The 11,586-nt window shown below is 61.2% G+C and carries 8 protein-coding genes and 1 pseudogene; 1 reads left to right on the plus strand and 8 read right to left on the minus strand.

The genetic code is table 11. The features are described from left to right. The first annotated feature begins 69 nt into the window (after positions 1-69). Positions 70-1,077, plus strand: a complete 1,008-nt coding sequence (locus ACIPPQ_RS21335; RefSeq protein WP_446546052.1) for an IS110 family transposase — start codon at positions 70-72, stop codon at positions 1,075-1,077. 386 nt (positions 1,078-1,463) lie between these two features. On the opposite strand, the gene ACIPPQ_RS21340 is transcribed toward ACIPPQ_RS21335, so the two are convergent. From ACIPPQ_RS21340 to ACIPPQ_RS21375, 8 genes and pseudogenes are all read right to left on the minus strand, one after another. Continuing rightward, entirely contained in the window at positions 1,464-4,040 is a 2,577-nt protein-coding gene (locus ACIPPQ_RS21340; protein WP_446546053.1) for a TonB-dependent receptor, read from the minus strand. An 89-nt stretch (positions 4,041-4,129) separates the two neighbouring features. Then, positions 4,130-4,219: pseudogene (locus ACIPPQ_RS21345) on the minus strand (transposase); the annotation flags it as partial. A 69-nt stretch (positions 4,220-4,288) separates the two neighbouring features. Next, positions 4,289-6,538 carry a TonB-dependent receptor domain-containing protein gene (locus ACIPPQ_RS21350; RefSeq protein ID WP_446546054.1) on the minus strand — a complete coding sequence of 750 codons (2,250 nt, stop codon included), beginning with the start codon at positions 6,536-6,538 and terminating at the stop codon, positions 4,289-4,291. Positions 6,539-7,321: 783 nt separating this feature from the next. After that, the gene (locus ACIPPQ_RS21355) at positions 7,322-7,828 is read right to left on the minus strand and encodes a hypothetical protein (protein ID WP_446546055.1); all 507 of its coding nucleotides are present in this window, start codon (positions 7,826-7,828) and stop codon (positions 7,322-7,324) included. A 404-nt stretch (positions 7,829-8,232) separates the two neighbouring features. Then, positions 8,233-8,916 carry a helix-turn-helix domain-containing protein gene (locus ACIPPQ_RS21360; protein ID WP_446546056.1) on the minus strand — a complete coding sequence of 228 codons (684 nt, stop codon included), beginning with the start codon at positions 8,914-8,916 and terminating at the stop codon, positions 8,233-8,235. Positions 8,917-8,996: 80 nt separating this feature from the next. Beyond that, on the minus strand, positions 8,997-9,413 hold the full coding sequence (locus ACIPPQ_RS21365; protein ID WP_446546057.1) for a hypothetical protein: 417 nt from the start codon (positions 9,411-9,413) through the stop codon (positions 8,997-8,999). A gap of 743 nt (positions 9,414-10,156) precedes the next feature. Then, on the minus strand, positions 10,157-10,930 hold the full coding sequence (locus tag ACIPPQ_RS21370; protein WP_446546058.1) for an SDR family oxidoreductase: 774 nt from the start codon (positions 10,928-10,930) through the stop codon (positions 10,157-10,159). 212 nt (positions 10,931-11,142) lie between these two features. Further along, positions 11,143-11,586, minus strand: a complete 444-nt coding sequence (locus ACIPPQ_RS21375) for a hypothetical protein (RefSeq protein ID WP_446546059.1) — start codon at positions 11,584-11,586, stop codon at positions 11,143-11,145.

Here is an 11,586-nt window from a genome sequence, read left to right on the forward strand (position 1 = left end):
GCTGCTTCCCTCGGACCTCGGTTGAGGCGCACACTTCTGGTTGTCGAATCCTGAAGGAAGGAAGCAGCCATGAAGAACTATGCCGGATTAGACCTGTCGATGGAAAGCACGCAGGTCTGCATTGTTGACGAAAGCGGTCGGAAGCTCGCGTCGGAGAAGGTCGAAAGTAGCCCGGAGGCGATAGCCGACATGCTCGATCGGCATGGTCCGATCGCCAGCGCGGTGATCGAAACCGGACGCATGTCACCCGCGGTCTGCCTTGGTCTTCGCGAACTGGGCGTGTCGATTGTATGCATCGATGCCCGCCAAGCGCACCAGAGTCTGAAGGCTATGAAAGCGAACAAAACCGATCCACATGATGCCGCCGGGCTCGCGCAGTTGGCGAGGACCGGCTTCTACAAGGAGACGCATGTCAAATCACCCGCAGCGCATGGGGTGCGCAGCGTGATCGCCGCGCGCAGTCATCTGGTTGAAGCACGTGTCCGGCTCGACAACATGATCCGCGGTCTTTGCGCCACGTTCGGCTACCGCCCTGGGCCTGGGCAGGGAAAGTCGTTCCTCGATCGGATCATGCAGGCGACGCACGTCCCTGGCCTGGGCGAGGCCATCGTCTCGTTGTTGGCGGTGCGCGCCGAACTGGTCGAGCAGATCAAGCAAATGGACCGCCGCTTGCGTATTATCGCCAGCCAGTCACAGGCATGCGAAATCCTTATGACCGTCCCCGGTGTGGGCATCCAGACATCGGCCGCCTTCGCAGCGGCGATCGACGAAGCCGGTCGCTTCCGACAATCGCGCAATGTCGGCGCCTACTTCGGCCTTGTACCCAGACGCCACCAGTCCGGCGAGATCGACTGGACGGGCCGGATTACCAAGCAGGGCGATGGCACGATACGCAAGCTGCTCTACGAAGCTGCCAACTCGATCCTCACCCGGTGCAGGGAGACGTTCGCCCTGAAAACATGGGCCATGAAGATCGCCAAGCGCCGTGGCCTCAAGAAGGCCCGGGTCGCCCTCGCGCGGCGGCTCGCGGTCATCATGCACGCCATGCTGCGTGACGGCACTTTGTTCCAGGCATGAGATGAGGTAGAAACAGCTTGCCAGCGGTGAGGCGTCAAAGCTGATCCGAGGGCGGTGTCCCGCGAGGGAACGCAGGGACGAACGATCTGCGAAGGTTACCGGATGGGCCCTCAAGCCCGCAGCGAGTCAATGCAACGTTCGCCTCTGTGAGACCCGATACAGCACGACCAGGCTCCCGCCCGGCCAGTGCGGACAGATCCATGAAACCCTCAAGGGATCACACCGCCTAGCTCTGCAATTACAGATCCTGACCCTAAACACCTAGATGAAATACTCACAAGCAAATCGCCATTTACGCCTCTGGGATTGGTTATCCGGACGGCAGTGGGCGAGTGTCAGGTTCACCCGCCCACCGCATGTTGTCAGTTCATCGGTCGCCGGTCGGGTCAATAGGCTGCCGAGAAGGTCAGAAACCATTGGCGCGGTGCTATCGGATACGCCGAATAGCTGTTCGTCGCCGAGCCGATCGAGAGGGTGGAGACGCCCTTTTTGTCGGTGAGGTTGATGACGTTCAAGGACAATTCCGCCCTGCGCAGCGGAACAAGAGTCTCCGGAATCCTTAAGCCCAGACGCGCCGAGAGAAGGAAGGTGGACGGAACGCTCGCATCGTTGGTGAAGGTGCTGAACCGGCGGCCGACATAGTCGCCGACAAGCTGCAACTCGACCGGATCGACGTTGAGCGATGCCACCGTCTTGTTCATCCATCTCGGCGTTCCGGGGAGCTGCTTGCCGCAGGTCGGAATGACACCGCCAACGACAAGAAAGCCGCCGATGCAGGTGCCGGTCGCAGCGCCGATACCGGCCGCTGTCGCCGTATAGTCGCTCTGATACTTCGAGAGATTATAGGACGTAGCATTGTAGAGCGAAAAGGTCCGGCCAAAGCGCAAGGTGAAGGCGGCATCGACGCCGTCGGTCTTTACGTCGCCGACATTGACCAGCGCAGATGTACCGCCGGCGATACCACTGCCGGCAATGCCGCCCGGGTTGGTCGGAATAGCAAGCAGCCGGTTGCTGAAGTCGACATGATAATAGTTGATCTGCGCCTGGAGGCCGATGTCGCCGCCGAGGTCGCGCCGGATGCGCAGGCCCGCTTCATAGGTCCAGCTGGTCTCGGGCTTGCCTTCATCGGCAAAGGCATCGAAGGCGGCCTGGCTACCGGTGAACCATGGTCCCCCGCCGCCGGCCAGATAAGCCTGATACTGCCGCATGTTTTTCTGGACGTTGAAATAGATCTCTTCATGCCCGTTGAAATCATAGGTCGCCCCGATGGCGGGCAGAAACCACTTCTTCGTGTTGATCTTGCCCTGCGGTAGCGCGGTGGTTCCGCCAAGCGAACCCACGCGCGGCTGCACCGGGTACCAGCCATTGGCCCATTGGGCACTGGTTTTGAAACCGGCCTGAACCAGAAGCTTGTCGGATACCTGCCAAGTGTCCTGAAGGTGCAATTGCAGCTGCTTGATCCGCGCCTTCCCCTGATATTGGGTGAACAGCGGCTGCGCGACGTCGAGTGGACGAATATACGGCGTGCTCAGGCCCGGATTGTTGACATCGACCGCATACCAGCGGCGCCATTGCGTCGTGCTGTTGTGTTCGAACCAGCCGCCCAGCTCGATGCGGTGGTTGCCTATCTCCGCACTGACAGCGGAAATGACGCCCCAGCGGTCGATTTGATATTCGGTGGTGCGGGTGATCAGGCCCGATCCGCCCGTCGCGGCAACGAGCGCGGCACCCGCGGCGGCGGCTTGCTGATTGGTCAGCGCGGTGCAGGCCGACGGACGCACACCGTTATTATTGCCGGTAAAGCGGCAGTTGGAAGGAAGCGTCGCATAGGCCGGATCAAGATAGGCCTGGGCGGTGGTGATGGATTGGCCGAGCGGCCCGGCCACAACGCCTGCGCCATCATTATGGTGAAAATAACCCGTGGTCGACCAGGTGAGGTTATCGCCAAGCGGCGCGTCATAGCGGCCATAGGCAAGATAGTCGGTTCGCTGGGCATCCGAATAATAGTTGCGATAATTGCTGCCTTCGGCCGCCGGTGAATTGCCGAGCGCGCTCAGATAGCTTGTGCGGTAAGAGTCGAACTCGGGATAGAAAAATGGCTTGGTGTAAGGCGTGTAAAGCTGAACCGGGGTCGCCGTCCCCCCTGCGGACGGCTTGAAAAATACCGTCGCGTCTTCGTTGGGCTGGGTCATGTCATTATAGTCGAAATAGAGCGTAATCTTGCCAATGTCGCTGTCGTGGACAAATTTGGCATTCGCCTGCCATCCGCCTTGCTTGCCATCAAAGTCCCAGGCGCGAGCGCGCTGGCGAGCACCGGAGATATAGAGCGAATTGCCGCCGCCAAACACGCCGCTGTCGACACGCGCAAAAGTGCGCGAGGTGCCGTAACTGCCGACCGTCTGCCCGAACTGAATGCCAAAACGGTCAAGCGGGTCGGACGAATAGGTTTCGACCGTCCCGCCAAGATTACTGTTCGACGGGGTGGCGAGATCGCCCGCGCCGGTCGATACGATGACCCGGCTCACATTCTCGGAGATCACGGCGCGCTGCGGCGACAGGCCATTGTAATTGCCATAACTCTGATCGCCCAGCGGAATGCCATCCATCGTATAGCCCAGTTGGTTTCCCGAAAATCCGTGGATAAAGGTTTGCGCATTCTGCTCGTTGTAACCCCAGGGGTCGGCGGTGATGTAAAGGACACCGGGGAGCGTCTGGATCGCCTTCAGCGGCGACACGCCGGGCAGAATCTTCTGGATTTCGACCTGCGGAATCTCGGTCGACGAACGCGTCGTTCTGGTGGCCGTGACGAGGATGGTCCCGCCATCCGACGCGTCTTTGTTGGCAAGCATCGGGGTGTCGGTGTCGGCGGGGCTGGCCTGCGCAAAAGCGGGATCGGCGGCAACAAGCGCGCCAGCGAGGGCGAGCAGGCCGGACGCGAGCAGGTTGGGAGAGCAACGGATCATAGCGGCCCCTGTTTGATTGGCTGTTATCGTCGGCGCGGAGTGCAGCGACCAAACGCCGCTACGCCGGGGCTGTTACAGTCAGGCGACAGCCCGATCGATCGCCTCCGCCCGAGCCGTTCCTTGCCGCCCGATGAAACCTGTCGCGGCACCAATCCAAGCCGCGCCGCAAAGTCTCGGCCGGTGTGAAGCTCGCTATGTCATGCGCTTCGACGCGGGCCAGGGGTGCGTCAAGGATCGTCGGACCGCCTTCAGAAATCCACCTCGACGCCCAGGCGGATCGTGCGCGGCTGGAGGGGGGTTATCTGACCTTCCGCGATGGTGAAACTATTCCCGATCCCGAAACGATTGCCGCGCACGTCGGTCAGATTGGTGATCGTCAGCATGCCGGTCCACCGGTCGATGGTCAGCCGCGCCTCGGCCCCGATTTCCAGATGTCGGGGGTGCCGGCTTCGCAATTCGGCGACGGATGCGCCATAGTAGCGCAAGGCCGATGCCAGCCGGAAACGGGTGCCCGCAGCGAAATCGGTCTCATAGGCAACCTCGGTCCGCGCGCTCAAGGTGGCGATATTGGGAATCCGATTGCCCCGCGCCAAATAATAGTCCGGGAAGCCCTCATCCGTTGCAGGAGGGGAGAAAGCCGGACCGTTGTTCAGGAAAAGCGACGTTGCCAAGGAGAGCCCCCGGAGAGGACGCCAAGATGCGGCGGCTTCGAGGCCCCAGATTTTCGCGTCACCAAGATTGTTCGGCAGGGGCGTGCCCGCGGCTGACAGAAAATCGGCCTGGATATTGCTCCAGCGTGTATAGGAGAGGGTCGAGGACAGGTTGAGCGAAGGCGAATGCGTATAGCGCCAGCCGGCCTCGAAAGTTTCGAGGCGGTCGGGACTGGAAATCTCGGACAGCGATCCGGGAGTCTCGGACACGGGCAGGAGGTTACCGCCGCGCGATCCGGACCGATAGGACAGAAACAGAAGATGTTCGCTATCGGGCTTCCATGCCAGGGAAACACTCGGTTGCAGATCGAAGCGCCGGCGCCCCGCTCCGGTCGAGGCTCCTCCCGGACCGGGAAAGCTCACATTGCGGAAATAGCTTATATGGCTTGCTCTCGCTCCGAGGGTCCCGCTCAGCCCGTCGAGCAAGGGCATGCTGACTTCGCTAAATAGAGCAAGGTCAGTCGCCCGCCCGCGAAAGCGGGCATCGAATACGGGAATATCTCCAATGCTGAGAGCGTAATTTTCGCGGCGTGTCTCGCGAAGGACGCTGAAGCCCGCGACGAAATTCGTGCCGCCCGCCTGTCCCGACATTCGGGTTTCGTGCGTCAGCAATCTTGCGAGGTGCCGCTCGAAATGGGTCCGCGCAAGGAAATCATCGGACACCGCCTCGCCCCGCTGCCGACTCCAGCCGGTGGCCGAAACGAGCGAAACATCGCCCCATCTCTTCTCGAGCGTCAGGCTCGGCATCAGATAATCGGAGGCATAGGGCTGCGCCCGAGGTGCGCGCTGCGCGAGTGGATTTTCGGGATCGTTCGAATATTGAACGTCGCGCGCCCGGATTTTCTGAGCGACGAAGCCAAGCTCCATCGACAGATCGGCTTCACTTTCGAACCTTAATGCTGTCCTTGCTCCCTCGACGTCCACGCGGTTGACGTCATGCTTCAGGCGCAGATTGTCGTCGATATAGCCCGGCTCAACCCGTTGGTATCCTACGGCGCGCAGGGCGAGCCGATCGGTCATCAGGGGCAGGTTGAACATCGCTGCGACGCCATGGCCTTGAGCGCCATGACGAACTGCCGAGACATTTCCGGAAAATTTCGCGCCTAGGCTGCCCGTATCGGGCGCATTGGGCTCGATCCTGACGACGCCGCCCAAGGCGCCCGCGCCGTAGAGAGTTCCATATGGGCCGGCCAGGACCTCGACCCGCCGGACGTCGAAGAGGTCGAGATCGGGGTCGGGCCCGCTGTAATTGAGACGCAGCTCACCGAGATAGAAGGCCGTATTGCTCTGAGACTGTCCATTGAAACTGCTATCAGCGATAGCGCGCGCGAAAATCTTGTTGCGCCCGGGGCCAAGTCCGGTCGTCGCCAGAATGGGCAGCTTATCCACGAGGATCGCCGTCCCGCCGCCCGGGCGAGCGGTGACCTGTTGTCCATCGAGTTCGACGATGGAAACACTTCCCGGATAGTCGGAGAGCGGGGAGGAAGTCTTGCTCGCGGTCACGATAATCGGTTCGCTAACGGGCTCCACTCCGGCCGGTCTACGCTCCGGCTGCAGATGTGCCGTGGTTCCACCGCGCCGCCGCGTTGCGGCCGCGCGGACGATGACGAGGTCGCCGGAGCGCGTTCGCCGAAAGGTGAGGCCCGTGCCGTCCAGAAGGCGCCGCAAAGCCTCTTCGGCGCCCAGCCGACCCGTTATCCGCCGCGTCCGGATATTCCGCTCCGCTTCGCCGATCAACACGATCGGCGTTCCGGTTTGCCGGCCAAGCTCGACAATCGCTGTCGACAAGCGACCCGCTGCAACGTCGACCTCACTCCTTGAAGAGGCTCGAGCCATGTCCGGATGGAGAAGGGAAATCAGAATAAATGCCAGCGCGGCACTCCCTGTATCAAGTCGAGCCAAGGCTTTAGGTGCCTTCAAGGGATGAGCGTTCCGGTCGAGCCCGCCCGGAAAGCGCAGCGGAGATTCAATCCCGCACTGCGATCGATCACATGCATCGGCACCCCCCTCGCTGCTCTTGTGCGGCTTCCTAGCCTTCGAACCTTGCTTGCAAACAGACGTAGTGTCAAACCGGGGCGAACGGGCGTTCGATCGGCGCCGCTAGGGGCGGTGCGCATTCACCGCAGGTCGGTAGGCTCGACGGATCCTCTGTCCCTGAGCATTGGGTTTTCGACTGGGCTGCGACCCGCTCGAAACAAAGAGATAGCGCAGAAATCGGATCCGCTCCGGATATGCGACCGTCGATCCCCCAAGACGCGTCGGGTTCACCGGCTGGAAGGCTTTCTCCTTAGCCGTCTGGAAGTTTTTTCCTTTGCACGTGCACGACGATCAGAGGCCGGCCTTCTGCCCAAGCCCCTCAAGCCATTCGCGCGATACCGCCTCGACCGTGTCACGCAACATCGTCACCGCGGCCCGGATCGCCCGCAGATCGTCGTTGCCGATCGCGTAGCTCGCCGAGTAGCGCGCCTCGACATAGGCGTATTTCGCCAGCTCGAAGCGCCGGCGATCGACCTTCGTCGCTCGCTGCCAGGCCTCGGGGCTCCCGGTCCTCGGCCAGCGAGCGCAGAAACTTCAGATTATGCGAGCGGGAACATAATGACCATGGATAAGCAGGAAGCAGGTGTAGGTCCGCTCCGCAGCTTGGTACAGCGTGAAGGCCGCGTCTTTGCGCCAGCCAATATCATCGGCGCCCTCCATTTCCTGATCTTTCGCCGTTGCCAAAGCCCTGTCAATGCTTGGCAACCATTCAGCAAAATAGCTGCTTGCCATTTCATAGGCGTCGGATGCCGTCAGCGGCATCGGGGCGGCCATCTCGCTGCCGGGCAGGTCGTAAAGCAGGATGCCGTCGCGCGCGATGTCGACCCAGAAATATTCCCCGCGCGAGAGGCCGCGATTCACCTCATCGAGCGTGTGGACGATGATGTTGACGGGCCGCGCGATCGAAGTCCGCGCCGGTTTGAAGAAAAACGCAGGCCGAGACGAAGTTTTGCAATTTCTCAAGCACGCCGCCAGCAGGCGAGCCCGAAAATATTTTCCACGGCGCCGGTGCATGGCGCATCGCTCGCTGCGTCTTCCCATGGGCTCGCCGAGGGTAGACTAGACCCCTCCCCGGACGAGAAGAGACGTATTTCCTCACCCCCAAGCAGGAAGCGTCTCGGAGGGCCGGTGTTCCTGATTGGGGGGCCGCCGGCCCTCCTTCATTCTCTCGCCGCGCGCGACGCGGAAACGTTCCTGGCGGCTTTCACGCGGGGGACGGATTTCAATCGCGCAGCGCACGCGCCCTTTCGTCATGTGGCCCCGGCTCGCAAGCGATGTTTTCGCCTTGGCAGTCTGAGCCAGGGGCGAAGTTCCGACCACGCCTGAACCTCTCGGCGGCAGGTGCCGGGCAACGATTGCCGTCGTTACAATCGGACCGATGCCCGGGGTGGCCATCAGCTCCTGTGGCCGTCCCGCCGCGCGCGGCTTCAACTGCGCTTGCGCTGTCAGATCTCGATGAAAATCCGAACGCGATCGGGGCTCACGCCTGCGCCGCGGGCAATCCGCTCGCGTCCTTGGCTGATCATCTCGGCGGTTGCACTCGACGAGGCATCGACCAAAAGCTGCGATACGGGCACGCCAAGGAGGCCGGCAAGTGCCGCCATGCGATCATATTTCGGTCGCGCACGGCCACTTTCCCAGCCGGAAACCGACGGAGCGCTCACGCCCATTTTCTCGGCGACGGTCGCCTGGCTGAGACGTCTGGCGATCCGCAGGCGTTTCAGGTTGGCACCAAACCGCAGATCGGTAGCTTCATGGTCAACCGGATTTTGGGGCAGGAAAAGATCTTCGGTTTCTTGCGGAATCGCCGTGCTTTGCAGCTGGACCGCGCTCAGGGCGGCCGGCAAAATGGGGACCTCGAACTGACAGCCGAACAGCTTCTCGCTTGCCCAAATCAGACGCGTTGCAACCGAGCCGACGTGCGGCAGATCGACATTAATCTGGTCATCGACCGTAAGCTGTGCGTCGCATTCGATAAGCATGCCGGTCAGCGAAATATTATGAATCTTGACGACAAGGCTCGCGTCGGCTGCGTGAACGCCCTGAACTTCGAGCTGCAATTTCCCGCGTTCCGTGCGCCGCTTGCCCGCGCCCGGGGCCCTCAACTGAAGATGTGCGGAGATAACCATTACCTCTTAGTGGTCGCACAGGATTACGGTGGAATTTCCGCCGGTGATGACATCGACGCGCTCGAGAGGATCGACCGGGGTCATATTGATGTGGACGCCGAAGCGGCTCGGCGTCGAAGAGACATGTCGACGACCGACGGGGGGCGTTCGGTACCGAGATCGCGGTGATCGAGTAGATTGAGGCCGGCTGTGCCAATGAAGCGGGTGGAGCTGGCTTGGTCATAGGTCGAGCGGAGCAGAGAGAGGTCGCCGAGCGCGTCGTCCGGCGAAATGTTCGCCCGACTGGCAAGCTTTTCGGCCGAAACGGTGGTGATTGGAACGCTATTATCTATATTCGGTTGTGCAATGCGCGACCCGGCAACCACGACTGCGACATTGGGAGCGGTTTCGGTGGGACCGTCGGCGGGTGCCGAAACATCTGGGGCAATGACAGGAAAAGCGGACGCGAGTGTCGGCGACGAATTGGGACACCGCTCCAGCAATTCAGAACATTCCATTGGCATTTCCCGTTTTGTGATCGCCGGAGATCGGTTGCATCGGTTCGATGACGCACACACGGCTGCCGAATGCACTTCGGCCCGCGAATGCATTTCGGAATTGGTTGGAACTGTGTCTTTTGCGCATCAGGAACAAGGCTTCCTGGATTGTGGCGGCCTAAAAAATAGCCCTGCTAATGGACGGTTATCGATAATTCATTTGGCGCGAATGCACGAAGCCTATGCCGACGCGGCTTACATGGTCTCCAGGGTATGCTTGTCGCTTTTCCAGAGGAGAGGACAGGTCTTGACGAGTCCGTTCTGAAGGGTCGGCAGCGGTCAAGCGATCGGCCCGCCTTTACGCGCGTCGGTAAATCCGAGCCAGTATCGTGAGGCGCTATGGGCCAACTCGCTGACCAGGGAATCATGGCGGGTGTGATAGCAGTCGATTGACCGAACAGGCGCTCAACAGCCGCGTTGTTTATATGGCGCCTCGTTCGCGTTCAGACTGGCTTGGCCATGGTCGCGCGGCCAAGCAAGGGCCAGAAATGGGCCTGCGCCGGTGATGTGAACAAGATCTTATTGCGTTTGTCGCGTAGGCAGCAACCTTCCAAGCTTTCCGCGAAACCGTTCTGCATCGGGCATCCGATGGGCTTCACGGCAGACCACACTGTGCAAAGTGCCGGGCAAAAATCCACGAGCGGAGGGCGAAGCCGCCCCTCGTGGAGGATGAACCGCCGGTTGCCAGGCGCATCCTTTCCTGCTTATTTGGTCGTGTAACCGCCGTTGACGAGGATTGTCTGACCGGTCATCCACCAGCCCTCCGACACCAGCATGCGGATCCAGGGAACGATATCCTCGATATCGGTGAGCCCAGTTTTCGAGAAGGGCGAGAGCGCTGCGGCCGATTTGTGATAGGCTTGTGCATCCTCGGCTTCGGCGGGATAGAAGAAGGGCGTGTCCATCGGTCCCGGGCCGATCGCGGTCACCGAAATGCCACGTTCCCCGAACTCCTTCGACGCCGCCCGGGTGAAATGTTCGACCGGTGCCTTGGTGCCTGCATAGGCCGCGTAGAAAGCCGTGTAGGCGCCAAGCAGGGAGGTGACGAGCGTACAGATCTTGCCATTGTCGTTTACATGTTTGCCAGCTTCCTTGAGGAAGAAGAACGCGGTTTTCGAATTGACCGCGGTCATTTCGTCATATTCGGCCTCGCTGATTTCGGTGAAGGGCTTCTTCAGCACCTTGCCGACGGTATTGATCGCGATGTCGGGGCGGCCGACCGCGGCGAGCGTGTCGGCGAACAGCTTCTCGACCGCGCTTGCCGAGGTGAGGTCGGCCTGGAAGGAAACCGCTTCGGCGCCCGCGGCGCGGATCGCTGCCAATGTTCCCTCGGTCTCGGCGGCCGAGGCCGGGTTGTTGTAATGTACCACGACCGCGCTTGCGCCATGCGCCGCAAGGTCGCGCGCGATGAGGCCGCCCAGATTCTTGCCGCCGCCCGCGATGAGGACGGTTTTGCCCTTGATATGATGCTTCGTCATGATTGAACCCTTCCGGTCAACTTTCGCTCGCTCAAGCGCTCGAGATGATGCGTTCCTCATTCTGCGCTCCGACAATCACCGACGCCGTAGTGCCGACGAGGAAAGGCGCAGGGAAAGTCCCTCCACACATAAGCCCGGCCAAATTTCCGCACAATTTCTAGACCCTCTGCCGAACCGGCGCCGCTTGCGGCCCCGAAGGAAAGCCGGGCCGCCTAGCGAATATCATATCGCTCGAGCTCCTGGCGGCAGGCCTCGCTGAACTGGCGTATTGGATCGAGGCCGCCGTCCTGCGCGAAATCGCGGATCTGGTGAAGAGTACGATTGGGGCCGATATAAGCGGTGACAATCGCCTCCAGGACCCGCTCGGCGAGCATGACGACATTCGGCGACGCCATCAGGCGCATATGTCCGACCAGGGCATAGAGGCCGATCAGGTCCGCAACATCCTCACGTTCGTGGCCAAGCGCATCGCCGAACAGTCGCGCTGACTCCTTGATGAAGTCGGTATAGACCTCCTCGCGCCGCGTCCGTGCGGCGGTTCTTATCTTCTCGCGCAACTGGGTGCGCAACGTCAGCCACGACGTGAAGAACGACGTCAGCCCGCCGATCGCGGCGCCGGCAAGACCCACCATCGCGGTGAGATAAGGACCTTCCAT

The organism is Sphingopyxis sp. LARHCG72 (genome assembly GCF_052871675.1).

What these genes read in the sequence shown, in the direction of transcription:
- ACIPPQ_RS21335 (WP_446546052.1), top strand. Translation starts at nt 70, where the DNA reads ATGAAGAACTATGCCGGATTAGACCTGTCGATGGAAAGCACGCAGGTC.
- ACIPPQ_RS21340 (WP_446546053.1), bottom strand. Translation starts at nt 4,040, where the DNA reads ATGATCCGTTGCTCTCCCAACCTGCTCGCGTCCGGCCTGCTCGCCCTC.
- ACIPPQ_RS21355 (WP_446546055.1), bottom strand. Translation starts at nt 7,828, where the DNA reads ATGGGAAGACGCAGCGAGCGATGCGCCATGCACCGGCGCCGTGGAAAA.
- ACIPPQ_RS21360 (WP_446546056.1), bottom strand. Translation starts at nt 8,916, where the DNA reads ATGGTTATCTCCGCACATCTTCAGTTGAGGGCCCCGGGCGCGGGCAAG.
- ACIPPQ_RS21365 (WP_446546057.1), bottom strand. Translation starts at nt 9,413, where the DNA reads ATGGAATGTTCTGAATTGCTGGAGCGGTGTCCCAATTCGTCGCCGACA.
- ACIPPQ_RS21370 (WP_446546058.1), bottom strand. Translation starts at nt 10,930, where the DNA reads ATGACGAAGCATCATATCAAGGGCAAAACCGTCCTCATCGCGGGCGGC.
- ACIPPQ_RS21375 (WP_446546059.1), bottom strand. Translation starts at nt 11,586, where the DNA reads ATGGAAGGTCCTTATCTCACCGCGATGGTGGGTCTTGCCGGCGCCGCG.